A 19523-nucleotide genomic window follows, 5' to 3' on the forward strand; every position below is an offset into this window, starting at 1 on the left:
TCTTAAGTAGGCATCCACACGGGTTCGCGTAGGCTTTGATGAATACTGTGCGTCGCGTGGCCGCGATGCTGCGAAAGCGGCCAATTGCTATATGAGCATGCCAATGGGTCTTAGGGCGTAACAAAGTGGTTGTCCATGTTCGCTTTCGCGAAGTGGGTAAGTTTCCAGCCTGAAATCCAATTTGGGCCGCTAGCGACAATCGTTACCAATCTCGGAGGAGCGGCACGCTACTCCGGTCAGGCAATAAGAAGCCTGATGGCGGTATGCCACAAGCACGTAGAAATACACGAGCAAGGCTGATTGAGGCTTGCCTGCGAGGGCACCATCAACACCCGAACGCGCCGCTGTTGTGGTTTACGTTGAATGCTGCAGTTCTCGACGGGCAGACGGCGCTGTTGCCCTCATCGCATCGGCCGTTTCGTCAGATGAGGTGTCCTCGCTGGATGGTGCGGGCAACTCAGCGGCTGAGCGACAAGATCGCGACATCGAAAGGGCGTTCGGGATCGTCCACGCTGGTTGAGCTGATAATCTGAAGCCCTAGAATTGCTGCCGCTCGCGAGTGCAGCTCAAACGCGTCGGCACTTCCGTGGATCATAATGACCCGGCCATCAACTGCCAAGACTTCTCGTAGCGGAGCCAAACTTCGTGACATTGAATAATCGCCTCCAAGGTAGTAGAGGACTTCTGCCAGTACGAAGCAGTCAACAGATCCAGGGAGTGAGCGATGCAGAGCCTGGCGGTCAGACGCATCGATCACGCTGACGTTGTGCAATTCTCGTGTCCGGTTAGCCGCGATTCGCACGGCTGCCCCGGACACATCTGTACCTACGATGGTAGCAGCAGGCATTCTTTGTGCTAGAGCAATCAGATTGTGTCCGTCGGCGCAACCGACTTCAACGATCACCCGTGCTTTGCAGTCTACGGCAGCTATTAAGTGCGCTTGTTTGCGCTGCTCGTATGGTGCATCTTGGTAGCCCCAAGGGTCAGTTGAAAGCGCGAACATGGTGTCGAAAATCCAGCTGCGCGCTCGATCTCTTGCCTGATCGGGTAGCAGTCCGATGATCGCGAAAGCGGCACGATGGAACTGCCGTCCCGCTCCTTCTCGCGCAGGGCTGTCCCAATCAATTGCAGCAGGCGCAGTTCGGGACGCAACTCCTGCAGCGCCGATAGCCACCAGCAGCGAACCAGACCGCCAAATGAGGACGGCCGCGACTGCGACGGGCAAAGGGATTGCCACAAGTTCTAATCCAGCCACCAATGTCACATCGGCAGGGCCGAACCCCCTGACGCCAGGCACCGCGGCGATGACGAGCCGCGTTACCAAAGCGATAGTCAGCACCTCCATTGCACTGATGTCCGTCAGGCCGGCTGTGTGAGCCACGATCAGCACAACAATGACTATCGCTCCAGCGCTAATGAATTCGCGGATACATGCCGCAGCCAGAAGGGGAATACCTCTCCGTGAGAGGACCGCGCGAACAGCAGGAGATCGAGCTCCAGGAAGTGCAATAATTGCGGCCGCTGCCGACAGGATGATCGCCCCAGCCACTATTGGCACGGAGGGCAGAAGGTGTCCGCTAGCCACGGCGAACGCCAATCCTAAAAGTCCGAATGCCAGTCCACTGAAAATCGCTGTGGCACGCAGAGTCCTGTGAGCCACAGCCTCGAGGGCATCCGAGGGTGCGAAACGATTCGCGGAGGAAGCCCAGACGCGCGATAGCGGCCGGGCGCTTTGGTGGGCACTGGCAACCACAGACTGCTTCCAACTCACCCAAGGTTGGATCGCTCGACGATGGATCACAGCGCCGAACACGTCACCGGTGACCACTGTTGCGGCAGCCGCCGCCAACATGACGTCTGAAGCAAGTGCCAGTTGGGCGGCCTCGGACAGCACAGATGCACTCATCAGCGGACCACCCGTCCCATGCCCTCAAGACAGGCGCAGCACGATGTCTTGGAATTGACTTCCTCGTCGACACGAGTGATGGCAAGCCCCGATTCAATCGGGCCAGTCCCAGTCTTGGTCACAACGTTAGCCTTCAATAAGAATCGTGTCATTGCGAGTCGCACCTGAGAATTCCTTTCGCGTCGCGGTTCTTTGAAGCCCCATTGGTAACCCCAATGCGAAACAGTGTGAGTGTCAGTCGCTAGGTCTTTGGCGCAAGTTCGATCAAGGTTCGATCAAGTTTTGATTTCGGTCATTGGCTAGACAGTGAAGTTGCCGTCCACATCCCTCGCACCCGCAAATCCCTCCGGGTGATCGCCGAAATCATTGCCGACTTCAAGTGTTTGGGGGAGTCGCGATTTCAGTTCGGCTTCAGCTGGCGTTTCCAGAAATGGCGAAAGTTGATTGAAGCGCCCAGTTTCCGTGTCGTTCCTTTGCGGATTCAACTCTTGCTTGCGGTCTAGTTGTGGTCGTGGGCTTGCTCGCACGTTTGACACGCCGAATCTACCTATCGCCATCGACGCCTTTCGGCAGGAGTCGGTGTACTTCATCGAATCTTGACGAGTATTCAGACAAAACGATACGAACATCTAGGAGTATTGGGAATCAGAAGTAGTCGCCTCAACTCCGCGTGAGGATTCAATTGAACATATCAACGAAAGTGACCCTGGTGTCTTTAGCAGGGGCGGTCACCTGTGCGGCAATCGTCGCAGGATTGGGGCTCTCAATCGCAACGGTATTCATTTTGGGCATCACTTTGACCTGTCCAGTGATGGTGTTGGCGTTGGGCAGCGCGCAGGTCTCTTCCAATTCTGCCCGGGCTAGGCCGTAGTCGTCTGGCAACATCCGTTGCCCTGAACCGCACGCTCGCTTCCAAATTCGACCTAGGCGTCCGTTTTGGCACCGCTGCAGTGGTTCATTCGATTGTCGGATCCGGTGCCGTGTTCTTCGTAAGGCTGATGGATCTCTTCGTTGACTCCGATGCTGACGGGGACTCTTCTTCAAGTGTAGAGCAGCGTGATGCTTAACTTAGTGTCGCTGGTTGACGCTCAGATTGGCGCTGTGTATCCCGGAATTGTCACTCGTAGCCAGATTGTCAGTTCTGTCCACAAGCCAGTGATCAGGAGTATTCCTACGACTATCAGCAGGATGCCTCCTGTGCGCGTGATCCACATGGAATGCCGACGCATCCAGCTCAATGTTCCGGCAAGTCGACTAAAACCCAAGGCCAGGGCAATGAAGGGTAGCCCAAGCCCGAGGCTATAAGCCAGGGACAAGGCGGCGCCTCGGGTAGCGCTGCCTTCGATAAATGCCAGTGATTGCACCACTGCGAGAGTGGGACCCATACAGGGTGTCCATCCCAGCCCAAAGACGACACCCAATAGAGGTGCACCCGCTAGCCCCAACGTCGGCGTGCGGTGGACGCGCCAAGCGCGCTGGCTTGTTGGCATCAATCCAAGGAAGGCCAATCCCATGACTATGACGAGTCCACCTAAGATTCGTTCGATAAGTATTTGATATTGAAGGAGGAATGAGCCGAGCCCTCCGAAAGCCAACCCATATGACACAAAGACTGCACTGAATCCAAGAACAAACAGTGAGCTGCCAAGCAGGACTCGTCGACGTTTTCGCGTGGGCTCGCCCAACTCGAACCCGGTGAGTCCTGTCACGTACGAGATGTAGCCGGGAGCTAGCGGCAGTACGCAAGGTGATGCGAAACTCACCAGACCAGCCAGAGCCGCGAGAAGAAGTGCTGGAATTAAGGCACCGTTGGAAATCAACTCACCCACGATGCTCCATTCAGATGTGTGACGGAAGACCAGGCCGATCTAGTCGTCATCTGGCGCGGCACTGGAAGCGCTGGGATTTCGAGTTGGATCGGGTTCTCTCTGTAGCCCCTTGATGAGACCGGTCAACATTGCTTCGGTGACTTTGCCCAAAATGGAAGCGGCGACGCGACCTTGTTTGTCAACCAGCAGGGTTGAAGGAATCGCCGATGGATTGAGGTTACCTGCGAAGCGCAGTACCAGTTCACCTCCGGTATCCACAAGGCTTGGGTACGTGATGCCGAACTTCTTCTCGAAAGCGATCGCTGAAACCGTGGAATCGCGAATATTGAGTCCGACGAAGTCGACTCCAGATGCCTCATACTTTTCGCTGATCCTTTTCAAGATGGGCGCCTCGGCCCGACACGGAGCACACCACGAAGCCCAGACATTGAAAACGATGATGTGTCCGCGGTGATCTTCAATAGACCAGGTGCCCCCTTCCAGTGTTGTGCCCGTGATAACGGGGGCCAATTGGCGTGCGTTGGGATCCTTCAACTGCACTGAGCCATCTGCCGACACATAGTTCTGGTCGCCCGCAGGCGACCCTAAGGATCCTTGGGCATCTCTCCCGCAGGCGGCAAGGAGCATTACTGAGACACCGACTACCAGTCCCAAATGCAATATGCCGGAACGCCTCGGGGCCAGAAAAATCATGAACTTATACCTACGATCACGAGGATCACTGACGCATAGAGTGCGGCTGCTGCAGCGACAGTCATCACAATTAGCCGCCCGAATTTGGTCTTTCGAGGTTGGCTGCGTAGAGGGAACAGCATTTGCCTAGCGAATATGTATGCGCCCAAACCGAAAGCGAGCACACTGGCGCCCGGAACTGAAGTGCTCATCAGCACCATCAGTAGCGTCACGATTGCCAAAATGAATCCCGCTGAGCTTTCCAATAGTTGGGTTGGTATTCGACGAGCGCCAATGCTTCGATCCGATGACCACAGTGCGAATCGACTGCTGGATAGTCGTCCAGTGCAGCAGCCGCCTGCCCAACAGCCCAAGCGACCCAAGGCCATCCCGATCAAAAGCCCTGGCGTTGCCATATTGAGCAGTACGAGCGTTGGGAGGCCGAGCACCCAAGTACCGATCACAAAAGTCGCCAGCGAAGCGATAACGAAACCTTGCAGACACATGCCCGCACCGCTGCGTGCGGCAGCCATAGTGCGAGCTTCAGCCAGGAAATACGCCTTGGCACCAAGGGTTCCCGCCAAGCAGGAGACCAGTGCCAGCCACACGATGTCGATCATTGCAATACCTGCTCTACTGGCGAGCCATGCGAGCAAGGTCGAACCCACGAGTGCACCGATGGCGACCATCGCAGGCCAGGCGCCGATGACCACGCCCGGTGCCGACACATTGATCAACGGTCGAAAAGCAGTAGCGCCAGTGGCTTGCATCGGGGCGATGAGAGGTTCCGCTTGGGCGCGTACGCGCCAAAGTCCCGAATTGGCTTGCGGGATTCGCACCGTCGCGGAGACACGACCAAGCCCACTGGGTATAGCTCTGAGCGTGTGCGAGACACTGAATTGATTTGGTTCATCAGGGGCTGGAGTCATTCCCGGGTCGGCTATTCGAGACGTGACGATTGAGATGGGCAGGTCGAAGGGTGGTCCTGATTCTGGGGTCTCGAAGACAAGGGACACTCCCAAGGCTTGGGGTTCAAGATCTTCAAATACTCCGCAGGAAGTGTCCGTGATCCACATTTTCTTGCGATCTTCGGGCACGTTCCATACTTCCTCTTCAGAAAGAACTCTGGGGCTGCGGCGCGGCACAACATCTTCCCTCGCTGCGGGAGGCACGCCCAATTTGGCGCGGAATTGTGCGACGAGATCATCTTCCACAGGAGGCTTTCTGCCCGCTTGCTGGCGGCCGATCCGAGTAGTGGGATTGGAAGAGGCGGCACGTGGTGAACGATGCTTGGCCATAGCGCCTTTCCGGAAGTACTAACGCGAGGCAACATTTTCATTGGGTTTAGCTGTCATCACTGTGTTGATTTTATGAAGTTTCGGTCAAGATTCCAGTTCGCGCAGCAGCTGATGATGAGCAAGGCGTGCCACGAGGCTCGATTCAGGCCACGAGTACCAGAAACTTCAAGTACGTATCCCAGTCACATCCGGCGTACGGCTCGTACAGAAGGAGCAACCCCGGGTCGGCCAGCAGCGTCAATGCAAGATTGAGTTTGACAGCGGTTTCGCACAGGTCTGCAGCTTCCCGTGATGCCCCATCACGAGCCAGGCCATAGATGCTCGCGAATAGTTCGAAGCGCCCGTCGCAGGTGAGGCGTTCATACAACTGGGGCTCTTGCGGGCAATATCTCGCTGCGCCGCTGCGTTCCACTGTGTTCTCGCCAGGGGAAGTTCGCCCAGAATGATCTTCATTGGGGATTTCTTGTCTGAGCGCGCGTAACTCTCGGTCAAGCCCGAGGCTGAGAGCAGCACTTCATCGTCCACTTCATTCAGGACGCGATCACAGTTGCTTCTAAGGAACGACAGGGTTCGCGGCAGGCAAGCGCAGTCGCTTGAGCAAGAGGGCGTTGATCGCAACCAGAAGGGATGAGCCTGACATCGTGAGCGCAGCGATCTCGGGTCGCAGCATGAGCCCGAAGGCGGGAACGAACAGACCCGCAGCGATGGGTAGTGCCACGGAGTTGTAGCCGATCGCCCATCCGAGGTTCTGACGCATCTTGCGCACGGTGCCGCGACCAATCGAGATTGCGATGGCCACATCCAAAGGGTCCGAACGCATGAGCACTAGGTCAGCGGTTTCAATGGCGACATCTGTGCCTGCGCCGATGGCAATGCCGAGATCGGCCTGAGCCAGCGCCGGGGCGTCGTTGACACCGTCGCCAACCATGGCAACCTTGTCACCCCCAGCCTGCAGTTCGGCGATCTTTGCCGCCTTGCCATCGGGAAGGACGCCGGCGATGACGTCGTCTATCCCCAGGTACTCGGCAATGCGCTGTGCCGTGGCCTCGTTGTCTCCGCTGAGCATGATGACGCGCAGGTGCTGCTCGTGCAGCGCTTCCACTGCAGCTCGTGCAGTTTCGCGAACGGCGTCAGCCATAGCGATAACCGCGACCGTCTGGTGATCGACGGCAACGAAAATCGCAGTGCGACCAGTGCCAGCGAGTCGTGCGCGATGATCCTGAAGTTCATCGGGGATAGGGATACCGACGGACTCCATGAAGCCCCGGGAGCCCACCGCCACAGCACGTCCACCGACGGTTGCTCGCGCGCCCTTGCCCGGGGTGCTGGAGAAGTCGTGTGCATCGGGAACGGCAATACCGTATTCGTTGGCACGCGAAACGATCGCTCTGGCAAGTGGGTGTTCAGACAGCGCCTCCACGGACGCAGCCAGGGCCAGCAGTTCATTCTCGGCGAAGCCAGCCGCGATGACATCGGTTACCTCGGGTGCGCCACGTGTCAGAGTGCCAGTCTTATCCATCACGACGACATCTACATGTGCAGCGGCTTCAAGTGCGGAGGCATTCTTGAACAGCACTCCGCGCTGCGCACCAAGTCCGGTACCCACCATGATCGCAGTCGGAGTAGCCAGGCCAAGTGCGTCAGGACAGGTCACTACGACCACTGTGATTGCGAAGAGCATGGCTTGCTGGACCTCTGCACCACTGAGCATCCACGCCGCGAACGTCACAGTTCCGCCGATGAGGGCGACGAACACCAGCCAGAAGGCTGCGCGATCAGCTAGGCGCTGCCCAGGTGCCTTGGAATTCTGGGCTGTTTGCACCATGGCCACGATCTGCGCCAAAGCCGTGTCGGCACCGACTTTCGTGGCGCGCACCTGCAGCGTACCCGTGGTGTTGACCGAAGCGCCGATCACTGCGGAGCCGATGTTCTTGGTCACCGGCAGGCTTTCGCCTGTCACCATCGACTCGTCGATTTCAGAAGTCCCGATTTCGACTTCGCCGTCGACTGGGATCTTCGCACCCGGTCGAATCAGCAGCAGATCGTCGACAACCACGTCCGAAGTGGGGATCTCCAAGGTCTTACCGTCGCGCAGGATGATTGCTTTCGGAGGTGCCAACTCAAGCAGGGTGCGAATCGCCTCACTGGCGCCTCCTCGAGCGCGCATCTCCATCCAATGCCCCAACAGCACAAAAGACGTGAGCACTGTGGCTGCCTCATAGAACACTTCGCCGCCGCCAGCGAAGGTCACGTAGACGCTGTAGCCCCAGCCAGCCCCTACTGCAACGGCAACCAGCACCATCATGTCCAGAGTGCGCGCCCGAAGGGCACGAAACGCTCCATCGAAGAAGATCCAAGCCGAGTAGAAGATCACTGGGAGGCTCAAGAAGAACGCGAAGACATCGTCGCGCAATCCGAACGGCGCGGGCACCGTGAAGTTGAGCACTTCCCGGCCTATTGGTGACCAGAGCAGGATCGGCACGGAAAGCAGAGCAGCGACGAGGAAGCGTCTGCGCATGTCGGCGACCATCGACGCCATTGACGTACCCGGGTGATGACCGCCGTGACCCATTGCGTCATGCGAACTCATCGGCTGGCTCTTGTCGGTGTGGGCTTGGTGTCCGGTGTGGGCTTGGTGTCCGACGTGGGTGTTCATGCCTGCTGATGTTTGTTGGGAGCCCAGCTCGGCATCATTCGATGCGCTTTTGGTGAAGGCCTCCGGCTCTGCGAGTGGATCGCACATGTGGTCGGGGACTGATGCGCCGGAGCAATGCAGTCCACACTCCCGTACCCATTCGGATAGCTCCTGCAATGTGGTCACCGAAGTGTCGTAGTCGATGGTTGCGGTCTGGGCAGTGGGATTGAAATCTACGTGCATGACACCCGGGCGCTGCCCGAGAGTTTTCTCGGCGACCACTTTAGAGCTAGCCCACTGTTGGCCGCTGGCGACCAAGGTGACTGTGCGGCTTTCGCTCATGACTGTTGTCCGTTCTACTTGTCCGAAGTCAATTGGGCGGGCATCCGCGATCGTCGGTGATCATGCGGAGTGGTTATTGATTGCCAGTCGATCAACGAATGTGCGACCACCATCATTGGACTCGACAACGACATCTCCTACCAGCGCAACAACCTTCTCGTTTAGAGAAGCCAGCGCAGTGGGTTGAGCAGCCAGGTTGCCGCGCGGCGTCCAGGTGAGTCCGTCGTCTGCTGAGAAGTAGATGTTGCCGTCAGTCCCAGCTCCATAGATCCCTGAGTCGGTCGCAGACAGTAATGCCAACAATGGCGCTTCAGCTGGCTGGGAAGTGAATGAAGCACCACCATTGGTGCTGCGGATGAGTCCCTGCTGCGTTGTGCCAATCACGATCGACGTGTTACCGGGGGCCATGGCGAGGTCGAACAGTGGTGGGGTTCCGAGTTGCTTCCAGGTGCGCCCAAGGTCTTCGGTTCGCCAAAGCACGCCATCAGCGGAAGCGATGCCCATCACGATGGAACCGTCGGCAACCAGGCGGTGGAAATCGACTTGTCCCCTCAGTGAGTCCATCTTCCAGGTGCGCCCACCATCAGTGGACAAACCGAGTCCAAGGTCCGATGGCGCCTGCATGTCTGGACCTGGATGCCCTGATGCAAGCCACGTGGTGCCCGTGCGCGCCAAGCCCATCACGTCGAAGACCTCTGCGGTCACTCGCTCCGGTTGCTGTCCTGGCTTCTGACTCCAAAGGCCATCGTGCGTGCCCAGGTAGATGCTGTCGCGGTCGAGCAAGAGATTGTGGACGTGCCCTGTCAGGGAGGCTGTACTTATCGTGTCTTCAGCTGCTTGTGAGGGGCCGGAATCAGGTTGCTCGATGTTCGCTGGAGCGCTGGCAGGCGCTTGCGGTGTGGGGCCGGCGGTTGTCGATGAGCAGGCCGCCAGGAGGGTCGCTGCGCTGGCCGCGCCAAGGACGAGCACAACCGTTCGTCCTTTGACTCTCTGACGGTAGATCATGCGGAAACGAGCGTGTAGCCCGCCTCCACGATGGCGCTATTGATATCAGCGTTCCCAATCTCGATCGCGCTGGTGATATGCACTTGAGAGAGTTCGCCGGCATGAAGGTCGACGTAGACCTCGGTGACGCCATCAATCTTCGTCACCTCTTCGATGACGGCGCTGACGCAGTGGGCGCAAGTCATGCCTTGCACGGCATAAGTGGACGAGCTCATGTTGATTCTCCTTGTACTTGAGTTGGTCTGCCGACCTACTTTGCCAGTAACTGTTTCATGGTGCTGATTTCGGCATTCTGTCCGGAGATGATGGCCTGAGCCATTTTCTTCACATCAGCGTTCTTGGTGGTCTTCAACACCTGCTTGGCATCCGTGATCGCCCCTTGATGGTGCGCGATCATCATCTGCAACCACATCGTGTCGAAGCTGGCGCCGTGTGCGTGCGACAGGTTGGTCATCTGGGTGTCAGTCATCATTCCGGGCGACGTTGAGCCCATGTCCATGCCAGGCATTGTTGAATTTGAGCTCGCGGTCACGGACGCCCCCCAACCCTTGAGCCATCCCTGCATTTTGTTGATCTCTGGCTTTTGTGCCGCCTTTATTTGTGTGGCCAGGGTGATGACCTGCTGAGACTTAGCGTTCTTAAGTGCCAAATCTGCCATCTGAACGGCCTGCTGATGGTGGGGGACCATCATTTGAGTGAAGGAAATGTCGCCCTTGCTTCCCTTGCTCATCATGGTTGAACTGGATGACATGGGCGATGGAGAGCTGGCCGCAAATGCGATTCCGGTCGAGCCCCCGGCCAGAAGAGCGGTGATCGTTAACGCGCTGCAGGTAGCGGCGGCGATACGTCTGTTCATTGAAATGACTCCTTGGGTTGAGTGAGGTATATGGGATCAGGCGGCGTAGTCGAGGCGAGTCATCATCCCGGCTTCAGCGTGGTAGGCGTTGTGGCAGTGGACCATCCATTTGCCGGGATTGTCGGCGACCAGATCGACGTTGACGGCCCCCATAGGAGGCACCAACACAGTGTCCTTCCGGGGCCCCGTGCCACCTGCGTCGCCGATCTGAAAGCTATGTCCGTGTACGTGGATCGGGTGGGACATCATGGTGGCGTTCCTGATGCGAAGTCGCCCTGCCTGTCCTGCCTCAATGGTCAGTGGGGTCGCGTTCTCGTAGGTAGCACCATTGATCGTCCACTCGTAACTCGCCATGCTGCCCCCAAGAGCGAGATCCTGGCTCGTTTCCGGATCTCGAGGTGGCAGGGCTGTACCAGCCGCTGCTGAAAGAGAGGCAACAGTCAAAGGATCTCCAGTGAGTTCACTTGGCTTGAATGACGCGGCTGGAACTGGGCCGCCTCCGGTGCGCACCAGGGCTCGGGCTACGCCCAATTTGCCCAGAGGCTCGGCAACGAAGGGGAACACTCCGTCCTTGAGGGTGACGATCGCGTCGTATCGCTCGCCCATCCCAATGCGCAAAGACGCAGTGGACACAGGCTGGACTTGATAGCCATCGGTGTGCGTGATCTGCAAGTCGTGTCCCGCAAGCGCGACCGTGAAGATGGTGTCAGCCGAGGAGTTGATGATGCGCATGCGAACCCGCTGACCTGGCTTCGCCGCCAATGTCTGTGGGTCGCTCGGTGCACGCCCGTTGATCAAATAGAGGGGGTAGGAGACATCTCCACCGTCGCCACCCATGCCACCCATGCCACCCATGCCACCCATGCCGCCCATCCCGCCCATCCCGCCCATCCCGCCCATGTCACCCATCCCGGCATCGCTCGCGGCCAGAAGCTGGGCGAGTATCTGTTCGGGGCTCGTGCCGACGCCATCGGTCCAGTCATCGAGAACCAGAACCCACTCGGCGTCATAGGCGCCCGGTTCATTTGGATCATCCACGATGAACGGGGCGTACAGTCCGCGATCCAGTTGCATGGGGTGATGCGGGTGAAACCAGTGAGTGCCCGCATCGGGAATCACGAAGTCGAAGTCAAAACTTCCGCCGGCAGGTGTCTCTGGAGTGGTGACACCTGGCACGCCGTCCATCGCATTGCCTATTGCCAAGCCGTGCCAGTGCACGCTGGTTGGCACAGGCAAGTTGTTCTTGAATGCGACTTGCACGCGATCACCGGCCGTGGCTCGCAATGGCACCCCGGGAATGCTGTCGCCGTACGCCCAAGTGCTCACCACGCGTCCACCCAGGTCGACTTGTGTGGAGCGCGCTTCTAGCGTCAACTTGCGCAAGCGCCCCGTGGCAACGATGGGGGTTGGGCTGAGACTTGAAAGGGACGCGGCGCCATTCGGAGCTGCGTTACTGCAGGCCGAAAGACCTAACAATGCGCCAGCTCCTAAGAATCCGTACGTGAACTGTCTTCGCGTCACATTCACTTGGCTCTCCTCGTCGAGTTGGAATCGTCGATATGAACCATCCTCCTGGCGCCCGATGGCGAAATTCCGAAGAGTTGATGAAGATCTGATCAAGGTCAGATCGCTGTGCTTGACCAGATCTTCATCAACTCTCTGCCATTGCGACATCCGAAGTGGGGACAATGAACATTGGTACAAGCCGCATACGGCGGCAGTTAGGGAGGTCCGGCCATGATGTGGTGGGTTGGAAATGGTTGGGATGCGGGAGGCTGGTGGGGTATGGGTTTCATGATGGTGTTTTGGATCGTGCTAATCGGCTTGGGCATTTGGGCCATCGTCCGGTTCACTTCAGGTCAGGGTTCTTCGACGGCTGTTTCAGCAGAGTCGCCTAGAGCGATCCTTGATCGTCGGTTTGCCAATGGTGAGATCGATGCAAAAGCGTATGCGGAGGCGCGGCGGTTGCTCGAGATCTCAGGATCCGCCACAAGTGGCTGACTCGCTTCGCGTACTCGTTGTTGACGATGAGGTCCCTTTGACGAGCGTCATCAGTAGTTATCTGGAACGCGAAGGCTTCCAGGTAGTGCTGGCCCATAGCGGTCCCGCGGCTGTCGAAATGGCTCGCATTCATCGTCCGAATCTGATTGTCCTAGATGTGATGCTTCCCGGCTTTGATGGAATAGAGGCCTGCAGGCTCATACGGCAGTTCACCGACGCCTACATCATCATGCTGACCGCACGAGACGAAGATGTCGACAAAGTCCTCGGCCTGACTATGGGAGCAGACGACTACCTCGTCAAGCCTTTCTCACCGCGAGAACTCATCGCTCGGATACGAGCGATGCTGCGCCGGCCACGCTCGTCTATCATGGTCTCCAGCCCCCAGCCACCAATGTCCCTCCTCGGGCTGGACGTCGACGTCCAATCACGCATCGTCAGCCTCGAAGGCGCGTCCATAGATCTCACGAGAACAGAGTTCGACCTGTTGGTCGCGCTGATGACGAGGCCACGAGCGGTCTTGACACGTCGACAACTCATCGAGGCCGTGTGGGGTCCGGGTTGGATGGGGGACGAGCACGTCGTCGATGTCCACATTGCTCATCTGCGAACAAAACTTGGCGACAACGCAGGCACCCCGAGATTCATCCGAACGGTGAGGGCAGTTGGGTACGGGCTCGTGGCACCCGCATGAAACGGCCGCACAAGTTCGCCAGTCGAATGTTGCTGGTTCAGTCCATCGTTGTTGGGATTGGCGCAGCCACACTAATTTTGACAGCGTGGTTGGTGGCGCCGCCGCTGTTCCATTATCACCTAAGCCACCTCGGCCTCGTCTCGCCTGATGCTCTCGTCCACTCGGAGGAGGCCTTTGCTTTCTCCTTCGTCATTGCCGTTGTCGTTGCCTCGATCGTCTCCGTCGCGGCTGCAGGTGCGATGTCATGGTTTCTGGTGCGACGCGTGTCTCGGCCCATTGAGGAGCTAGCTGCCGCAGCCGAGGGAGTAGCCGCGGGGCGATTCGATGTAGTAGTCCCAGATGCCGGGTTTAGTAGTGAGTTGGAACAACTGTCACGATCATTCAGGCAAATGGCCATCAAACTTGGCGAGTCAGAAGCAACGCGCTCCCGATTGTTAGCCGACCTGACGCACGAGCTGCGCACGCCCCTAGCCACTCTTGAAGCTTACGTCGACGGGCTCGAAGATGATGTCCTGGAGGCTGACAGTGAGGCATGGGCGACGATGCGAGCCCAGGTGCATCGACTTCGACGTCTTGCTGAAGATTTGCGCGAGGTTTCCGCAGCCGAGGAGCATGCTCTTGGTTTGGTACTAAGGCCTCTGGATCTGGGTATGACCTGTGCGGCGGCGGTGGCAGCTGCAGGTCCCCGATTCCAAACCCGAGGCGTCGAACTGGAATTCGGTGCGGGTAGACCTTCACTGCCAATAGTTGGTGATGAGCTTCGGCTGCAACAAGTACTTGCGAATCTGCTTGAGAATGCGTTGCGTCATACTCCGCCAGGCAAGACCGTCACGGTGAAGACCTTCGTGAGCGGACTGTCCGCGTGTGCTGAGGTGAGCGATGAAGGAGAAGGCTTTCCTCCCAATCTTAATGAACGCATCTTCGAGCGCTTCCATCGTGGCGATTCTTCTCGTCTAGCAACGAGTACCAGTGGCAGCGGATTGGGTCTCACTATTGCTCGAGCCATCGTTCAGGATCATGGAGGATCGCTGACAGCCGCAAGCGATGGAATCGAAATGGGAGCACGATTCACGCTCCGCTTACCAATTGACACCAACAATTCCCTTGCGTCTTGATTTGGCAGACGTGCCCTCTTGTTAAATCGGTCAGGTGATCTTGAGTAGATCTTGATGCGGGCTAGAGGCTTCCTTGCCGATTTCCATGGGATGTTCGCAAAATGGCACCGGCTCTTCCAGATAACGCGTCTACAGGTCAGGATTCAACAGTTCCCTCGAACGGGGCATGGGGCTTCGAACTGAGGGAACTGCGCGAGAGTGATCTTCCGGCCGTCGTTGAGCGCCATAGGCAGCAGTTCCCAGACGGGTTTTACTCCCAGCTTGGTTCCAAATTTGTTCATGCCTACTTCCGCCAGTACTTGCGGTCTGCAGGGTCCACTGGGTTGGTGGCGACGGAAGCGGGCTCGAATGAGATCGTTGGGTATCTCATTGGGACGGTAGATGAGCGCCAACATGACCGTGATATGTACCTTCGTTCAGCGCCAGTCCTTGCATATGCGGGAGTGATGGCGCTGGCTTTACGCCCTGCGGAATTGGTCGTGTTCATCCGTACGCGTGCGTTCAGGTATGCCCGTCGGTATTTTCGGGGGATTGTGCGAGCATTCGACCGCTCTCAAGTCGAGCCGCAAGTTGGAGAATTGCTGTATATCTACACAGCGCCAAGTCATCGCAAAAAGGGGTGCGGCGCTGTTCTTTTGCGCGGTTTGGTCGAGCAGGCGCAGCGTGCGAACACCGCCCGCATCGATCTGGTGACCGAGCAGGACAATGCCACGGCGCGCGAGTTCTACGCTCATCGCGGGTGGAAGGAATCAGGCACCTTCACTGCTAGGGATGGGCGCGAATTGCTGCGTATTGAGTTCGCTCTGACAGGGTCAGCCGTTTGACGCGAATCGCCAAACTCGCACTTGGGGTGGTGGCGCTTGTCGCTGTTGCAGTAGGCCTGATGCTCAATAATGTGCGATCACCTGACGCGTCCGGCGACCCGGCAATTTCTGCGCCAAACCCTCTAGTTGAAGCCCCGCCGGGTAATCCCGTTGTGCGCGCAATCCCAGATCGACAGTGGAAGCGGATGGTGCGGACTGGCACTTGGCGGCCTGGGTGCCCTGCAGGACGAGACGAGTTGCGACGCTTGGAGATTGACCACCTTGATTTCGATGGCGCGATCAAGCGCGGAGTGCTGGTTGTCCATCGAGACACCGTTGAGGACCTCGCCGAAATCATGGGTGAGCTCTTTGCGCAGAAGTTCCCGATTGAACGCATGACACCGTTGGAACAGTTTGGTGGCGACGTGAACGCCTCGCTTGAGGCGAACAACACTTCAGCGTTCAATTGTCGAAAGCCAGGGCAAATCAATGCACCGGTCAAGAAATCACCCCACGCCAATGGCCGTGCAATCGACATCAATCCGGTGCAGAATCCCTGGCGCGATCCGCGATGTGGCTGCTGGAATCCAATAGGAGACAAGACGACTCGTACCAAGGTGGGTGAAGGCGTCATTCGCAATGGCACGTTGCCGGTTCAACTATTTGAGTCCCGCGGATGGATTTGGCAGAACATCGATGTAGCCGACTACATGCACTTCGATACGGGCTACCCCTCGCGTCCGCGCGTGCGATAGCGGCAAGAACTACTTGCGCAATGGCAGGGTAACCGTGAAGCGCGATCCTTTGCCGGGGCCGTCGCTGTAGGCGGTGATCTGGCCGCCATGATCTTCAATGATCGCCTGAGCAATGGTGAGCCCTAATCCGCTGCCACTGCCGTCAAAGGATGCCCGCGAGACATCCACGCGATGGAATCGCTCAAAGATGCGTTGCAGATGTTCCGCAGGGATACCGTCCCCGTCGTCTTCAACTACCAACAATGCGCGCTCGCCTTCACGTTGTGCTGAAAGCAAGACAACGCCACCAGCCGGGGTGTGTCGAAGAGCATTGTCAAGAAGATTTGCCAGCACCTGACCGATACGCACCGTGTCGCACCTAGTGGGCAACTCATCGACATCGAAATCTTGATTTAAGGCTGTTCCCTTAGCTGCAAACCTGGGTTGCGCAATCGCGAAGGCTGTTGCAACCAACTCGCGGACATCCACGTCCTCAAGCACCAACTCAAGCGCATGCTCCTGCGCCGCCGCTGCGACGCGTACATCCAATGCAAGGCGCCGAAGGCGAATCAGTTGTTCGCGCATGGCCTCGAATGTCTCGGCTTCAGGCTGCAGGAAACCATCCTCGATGGCGTCCACTTGTGCTTCTAGAGTCGACAGTGGAGTTCGCAGTTCGTGAGACAAGTCCGCCATCATTTGCGTCCTTACTTTGGATGCCTGCTCGAGCCGATTGCCCATTTCTCGAAGAGCGTCATACAACTGGGCCATCTCGTTGGTCATGTGGGCAGGCGCCTGGCTATCCAACGCGCCCTGCTCTATGCGCCCTGCTACTTCCGCCAAATCTTCAAGGGGACGCGCGACTCGGCGGGCTTGAATGAGCGAGGTGATGGAGGCCACCCCAAATGAGATGAGCACCGCCAACACGCCAGCTAAGAGAAGTGATGATCCAAGGGCCTGCAAAGCATGCGCTTGGACCTCCGGATCAGTCTCCCCCGAAGAGAAGAAGTGTTGGGTGAAGATCCGAGGAGTCACCAAGGCGGAGGCGATTACGAGCGTGGCGATGCCGGTCGCGGTCACGAGTACCTGTCCGCGCAATAGCCGGCCAGTGAGACTGGGTCGACGATTCACGCGGGACCCATGCCGTATCCCACTCCGCGCACTGTGCGCACGAACCGGGATTCTTCCGCCGTGTCGCCTAGCTTGCGCCGCAAGTTGCCGACGTGTACGTCCACAACGTGGTCATCGCCATACATATCGGCACCCCAGACCCCATCGATCAGCTGCCTCCGAGTGACGACTGCCCGCGGCCGTGCTGCCAAGATCATCAGGATCTGATATTCGGTTCGGGTGAGGTTGACTGCACGATCACCCACGCTGACAACGCGAGCCTCTGTGTCGATGCTCAAAGAGCCGATTTCGATAGTGCGCTGGTCATTGCGCAATGCATTCGTTCGAGGCCTGCGCAGCATTGCTTTCACCCGTGCAATGAGCTCTCTGGGGGAGAATGGCTTCACGAGATAGTCATCGGCCCCAAGTGAAAGCGCCAAGACCTTGTCCACTTCATCTTCGCGCGCAGTCAACATCACGATGTAACAATCAGAGTTTCCGCGCAACTGACGGCAAACCTCCATGCCGTCTAGGCCGGGCAACATCACATCAAGGATCACAAAATCCGGCATGAAAGTGGCCGCGGTCTCGACTGCAGAAATCCCGTCGTGCGAGGTGCGCACTTCGTAGCCTTCGTGTTCGAGATAGCTGACGACGATCTTGGCCAGTCGTTGCTCGTCTTCTACGACAAGCACGCGGAGCGGATCCAATCTTTCACCTCTAACGCAACTAGGCAGCCATAAGTGTGTCATCTCCGGAGGAAGCTCCAGCCACTTCAACGCCTGCACATAGAAACCTTGAGGGGATCTTGAGCAGATCTAGAACCTTTGGACGCACAAGAAGCGTGAGACTGATCAAACATGCAAATCAGATCAATCTATTCATGCCACTGCACTGCTCATGAAAGACGACACCACAACATCTTTTGTAGGCCCGACCCAGATGAGTCCGCGTGCTTCACATATGAACTCACTGGCGAAAGCGCAGCATCCAGGGCACTCTCGATTAGCCAAGGCGCGCCGCTACAGAAGCCCTCCTTGAATGTCGCCTGATGACCACTTGACAGGCACCCTGGCGCTTATCCTCGGCCTAGCGATGTCAGTGACTCCCGCTGTATTCCTGGGTATTTATTGGGGCCCGAAGCTCTGGCGGAACCGCGGCGGCCAGAACGAGCGCTCAGCCGAAAAGCTTGCCGCAGAAAATGAAATCTCTGGCTGACGTCCACCACGGTTTTACTAACACCGAAAGTGGCATCGTGACTCCCGATTGGCCGCAATTGTCTGATCCAACGACTCCAGCACCTATTCATCGGCTCGCTGGTTAGGGATGACGTCGCGGTCTCGGGCGATGAAAACGAGGACCGTGACGGTCGCTAGCACGATTGCGCCTGCCATTAGGTACGCGCTGGCGACAAAGCTGGTCTCGGTGCTGGGCGAATTAGAGGTGCCTCGATTGGCAGCTCCCCAAGCCGCCATGCCAATCGCGCCTATTTCGGCCAGGACGGCCAAGGCAGTCGCGATCCATAGCACCACTCGCCAGCGCCCAATTTTTTCGCCTAGCCATGCCATCACCTCTCGGAGCTAAGACCGCATGAGTCCGCTCTTGCCCGAATATTGGTAGAGAAAACACAGGCCATTCCGCCGAACACGATCCGCAGTCGCACCTCAAGTTCCAAATTGGCAGGAGTTTTGCACCCGTCCGCGGTTCCGGCCCTGGACATCCCAATTCGGAACTCAACGGGGATCCGATGCCAGTCCGTACGCCAAGTCTTGGGCTCAGTCGCGATCGTGCGGCGGCTCTTGATGTGGGCACCCGGATCGTTAGCGATGCGATCATGCGAAGCGACTTTCTATGCGCCACGAGTTTATGGACAATGGGTGCAGACGTTGCGCTCCCTGGGGAGTGCAGAAGGGGGTGCAAGATTGAGGCTTTGTGAGGCGATCTTGCAGCCCATGCAACCCAGTGATCGCGCCCTAGAAATGTCTCCCCGCTACAGGACAAAACGGGCATATCGGAGACGATGTGCCCGTTTTGCATTTCCCATGAGGGATTCATCGTGCGGGAAGTAGGCGCCACCAGTTTGGCTTGGGGCCCGTCACTTCACTCAACGACGTGAAGAAAACCAGAAATCACCCAGCTACGTGGCAAGTAGCGAAGTGCGGTGTTCCTGTTGGAGACAATGTGGGATGGCCACGGTGACGCTCCAGTACTTCGATGGTTGTCCGCATTGGCACGAGACTGAGGCGCTACTGCATGAAGCACTGCTCATCGTTGGCCAAGAGTATGAGCGAATCGAACTGCAGACTGTGGAGACAGTTGCTGATGCGGTCCGTGCCGGGTTCATCGGTTCGCCCACGATCCTGATTGATGGAATGGATCCATTCGCAGTTGATGGGTCGCAGCCCGGGCTTGCCTGCAGGTTGTATTCGACGCCGGCTGGGTTGCGGGGTTGTCCAACACTTGAACAGCTGTTGACAGTGCTCAGACGGTAGCTGTCTTGCTTACTTCACCGCTCAAGCAACGCCC

Annotated in this window: 22 protein-coding genes; 7 read left to right on the forward strand and 15 right to left on the reverse strand. The window is 57.8% G+C overall.

The features are described from left to right. Positions 1–457 precede the first annotated feature (457 nt). The 12 genes from PHN51_05015 to PHN51_05070 all read right to left on the reverse strand — a co-directional run bounded on the left by PHN51_05015 (position 458) and on the right by PHN51_05070 (position 12070). Entirely contained in the window at positions 458–1906 is a 1449-nt protein-coding gene (locus PHN51_05015; protein ID MDD2818138.1) for a methyltransferase, read from the reverse strand. A gap of 299 nt (positions 1907–2205) precedes the next feature. Beyond that, entirely contained in the window at positions 2206–2442 is a 237-nt protein-coding gene (locus PHN51_05020; GenBank protein MDD2818139.1) for a hypothetical protein, read from the reverse strand. 142 nt (positions 2443–2584) lie between these two features. Next, the gene (locus PHN51_05025; protein ID MDD2818140.1) at positions 2585–2791 is read right to left on the reverse strand and encodes a hypothetical protein; all 207 of its coding nucleotides are present in this window, start codon (positions 2789–2791) and stop codon (positions 2585–2587) included. Positions 2792–2994: 203 nt separating this feature from the next. Further along, on the reverse strand, positions 2995–3735 hold the full coding sequence (locus PHN51_05030) for a cytochrome c biogenesis protein CcdA (protein ID MDD2818141.1): 741 nt from the start codon (positions 3733–3735) through the stop codon (positions 2995–2997). A gap of 39 nt (positions 3736–3774) precedes the next feature. Continuing rightward, positions 3775–4362, reverse strand: coding sequence for a TlpA disulfide reductase family protein (locus PHN51_05035; GenBank protein MDD2818142.1), 588 nt, complete (start codon positions 4360–4362; stop codon positions 3775–3777). A gap of 62 nt (positions 4363–4424) precedes the next feature. Then, positions 4425–5705 (reverse strand): prolipoprotein diacylglyceryl transferase, encoded by a 1281-nt coding sequence (locus PHN51_05040; GenBank protein MDD2818143.1) that lies wholly within the window; start codon positions 5703–5705, stop codon positions 4425–4427. 142 nt (positions 5706–5847) lie between these two features. Further along, a complete protein-coding gene (locus PHN51_05045; protein ID MDD2818144.1) occupies positions 5848–6117 on the reverse strand; it encodes a hypothetical protein in 270 nt (89 codons plus the stop codon). 141 nt (positions 6118–6258) lie between these two features. Next, positions 6259–8682, reverse strand: coding sequence for a heavy metal translocating P-type ATPase (locus PHN51_05050; GenBank protein MDD2818145.1), 2424 nt, complete (start codon positions 8680–8682; stop codon positions 6259–6261). Positions 8683–8742: 60 nt separating this feature from the next. Next, on the reverse strand, positions 8743–9687 hold the full coding sequence (locus tag PHN51_05055; GenBank protein MDD2818146.1) for a hypothetical protein: 945 nt from the start codon (positions 9685–9687) through the stop codon (positions 8743–8745). Continuing rightward, on the reverse strand, positions 9684–9902 hold the full coding sequence (locus tag PHN51_05060; protein ID MDD2818147.1) for a cation transporter: 219 nt from the start codon (positions 9900–9902) through the stop codon (positions 9684–9686). The genes PHN51_05055 and PHN51_05060 overlap by 4 nt, the downstream gene beginning before the upstream one ends. A gap of 35 nt (positions 9903–9937) precedes the next feature. Further along, positions 9938–10543 (reverse strand): DUF305 domain-containing protein, encoded by a 606-nt coding sequence (locus PHN51_05065; protein MDD2818148.1) that lies wholly within the window; start codon positions 10541–10543, stop codon positions 9938–9940. A 36-nt stretch (positions 10544–10579) separates the two neighbouring features. After that, positions 10580–12070, reverse strand: coding sequence for a multicopper oxidase family protein (locus tag PHN51_05070; protein MDD2818149.1), 1491 nt, complete (start codon positions 12068–12070; stop codon positions 10580–10582). 210 nt (positions 12071–12280) lie between these two features. Between PHN51_05070 and PHN51_05075 the strand changes: the two genes are divergently transcribed. The 5 genes from PHN51_05075 (at position 12281) to PHN51_05095 (ending at position 15911) form a co-directional block, all read left to right on the forward strand. Further along, positions 12281–12544: a hypothetical protein gene (locus PHN51_05075; protein MDD2818150.1), complete on the forward strand. Its 264-nt coding sequence runs from the start codon at positions 12281–12283 to the stop codon at positions 12542–12544. Then, a complete protein-coding gene (locus PHN51_05080) occupies positions 12537–13238 on the forward strand; it encodes a response regulator transcription factor (protein MDD2818151.1) in 702 nt (233 codons plus the stop codon). Before PHN51_05075 ends, PHN51_05080 begins: the two co-directional genes overlap by 8 nt. After that, on the forward strand, positions 13235–14353 hold the full coding sequence (locus tag PHN51_05085) for a HAMP domain-containing sensor histidine kinase (protein MDD2818152.1): 1119 nt from the start codon (positions 13235–13237) through the stop codon (positions 14351–14353). The genes PHN51_05080 and PHN51_05085 overlap by 4 nt, the downstream gene beginning before the upstream one ends. A 101-nt stretch (positions 14354–14454) precedes the next feature. Next, positions 14455–15177: a GNAT family N-acetyltransferase gene (locus PHN51_05090; protein MDD2818153.1), complete on the forward strand. Its 723-nt coding sequence runs from the start codon at positions 14455–14457 to the stop codon at positions 15175–15177. Beyond that, a complete protein-coding gene (locus tag PHN51_05095; protein MDD2818154.1) occupies positions 15174–15911 on the forward strand; it encodes a M15 family metallopeptidase in 738 nt (245 codons plus the stop codon). Before PHN51_05090 ends, PHN51_05095 begins: the two co-directional genes overlap by 4 nt. A gap of 9 nt (positions 15912–15920) precedes the next feature. On the opposite strand, the gene PHN51_05100 is transcribed toward PHN51_05095, so the two are convergent. Together PHN51_05100 and PHN51_05105 are read right to left on the reverse strand one after the other, a co-directional pair. Further along, positions 15921–17018: a HAMP domain-containing sensor histidine kinase gene (locus tag PHN51_05100; protein ID MDD2818155.1), complete on the reverse strand. Its 1098-nt coding sequence runs from the start codon at positions 17016–17018 to the stop codon at positions 15921–15923. Continuing rightward, the gene (locus tag PHN51_05105; GenBank protein ID MDD2818156.1) at positions 17015–17707 is read right to left on the reverse strand and encodes a response regulator transcription factor; all 693 of its coding nucleotides are present in this window, start codon (positions 17705–17707) and stop codon (positions 17015–17017) included. Before PHN51_05105 ends, PHN51_05100 begins: the two co-directional genes overlap by 4 nt. Before the next feature lie 331 nt (positions 17708–18038). Here PHN51_05105 and PHN51_05110 point away from each other — a divergent pair, with 331 nt between their 5' ends. Continuing rightward, on the forward strand, positions 18039–18215 hold the full coding sequence (locus PHN51_05110; protein ID MDD2818157.1) for a hypothetical protein: 177 nt from the start codon (positions 18039–18041) through the stop codon (positions 18213–18215). 83 nt (positions 18216–18298) lie between these two features. Here the strand turns inward: PHN51_05110 and PHN51_05115 are convergent, their stop codons facing one another. Then, on the reverse strand, positions 18299–18565 hold the full coding sequence (locus PHN51_05115; protein MDD2818158.1) for a hypothetical protein: 267 nt from the start codon (positions 18563–18565) through the stop codon (positions 18299–18301). 618 nt (positions 18566–19183) lie between these two features. Between PHN51_05115 and PHN51_05120 the strand changes: the two genes are divergently transcribed. Then, positions 19184–19489, forward strand: a complete 306-nt coding sequence (locus PHN51_05120) for a thioredoxin family protein (protein MDD2818159.1) — start codon at positions 19184–19186, stop codon at positions 19487–19489. Positions 19490–19523: the final 34 nt, after the last annotated feature.

The organism is Candidatus Nanopelagicales bacterium (assembly GCA_028687755.1).
In the GTDB taxonomy this organism is placed as follows: Bacteria; Actinomycetota; Actinomycetes; order S36-B12; family S36-B12; genus UBA11398.

What these genes read in the sequence shown, in the direction of transcription:
- PHN51_05015 (MDD2818138.1), bottom strand. Translation starts at nt 1,906, where the DNA reads ATGAGTGCATCTGTGCTGTCCGAGGCCGCCCAACTGGCACTTGCTTCA.
- PHN51_05025 (MDD2818140.1), bottom strand. Translation starts at nt 2,791, where the DNA reads ATGTTGCCAGACGACTACGGCCTAGCCCGGGCAGAATTGGAAGAGACC.
- PHN51_05035 (MDD2818142.1), bottom strand. Translation starts at nt 4,362, where the DNA reads ATGCTCCTTGCCGCCTGCGGGAGAGATGCCCAAGGATCCTTAGGGTCG.
- PHN51_05040 (MDD2818143.1), bottom strand. Translation starts at nt 5,705, where the DNA reads ATGGCCAAGCATCGTTCACCACGTGCCGCCTCTTCCAATCCCACTACT.
- PHN51_05050 (MDD2818145.1), bottom strand. Translation starts at nt 8,682, where the DNA reads ATGAGCGAAAGCCGCACAGTCACCTTGGTCGCCAGCGGCCAACAGTGG.
- PHN51_05055 (MDD2818146.1), bottom strand. Translation starts at nt 9,687, where the DNA reads ATGATCTACCGTCAGAGAGTCAAAGGACGAACGGTTGTGCTCGTCCTT.
- PHN51_05060 (MDD2818147.1), bottom strand. Translation starts at nt 9,902, where the DNA reads ATGAGCTCGTCCACTTATGCCGTGCAAGGCATGACTTGCGCCCACTGC.
- PHN51_05065 (MDD2818148.1), bottom strand. Translation starts at nt 10,543, where the DNA reads ATGAACAGACGTATCGCCGCCGCTACCTGCAGCGCGTTAACGATCACC.
- PHN51_05075 (MDD2818150.1), top strand. Translation starts at nt 12,281, where the DNA reads ATGATGTGGTGGGTTGGAAATGGTTGGGATGCGGGAGGCTGGTGGGGT.
- PHN51_05085 (MDD2818152.1), top strand. Translation starts at nt 13,235, where the DNA reads ATGAAACGGCCGCACAAGTTCGCCAGTCGAATGTTGCTGGTTCAGTCC.
- PHN51_05090 (MDD2818153.1), top strand. Translation starts at nt 14,455, where the DNA reads ATGGCACCGGCTCTTCCAGATAACGCGTCTACAGGTCAGGATTCAACA.
- PHN51_05110 (MDD2818157.1), top strand. Translation starts at nt 18,039, where the DNA reads ATGTCGCCTGATGACCACTTGACAGGCACCCTGGCGCTTATCCTCGGC.
- PHN51_05115 (MDD2818158.1), bottom strand. Translation starts at nt 18,565, where the DNA reads ATGGCATGGCTAGGCGAAAAAATTGGGCGCTGGCGAGTGGTGCTATGG.
- PHN51_05120 (MDD2818159.1), top strand. Translation starts at nt 19,184, where the DNA reads ATGGCCACGGTGACGCTCCAGTACTTCGATGGTTGTCCGCATTGGCAC.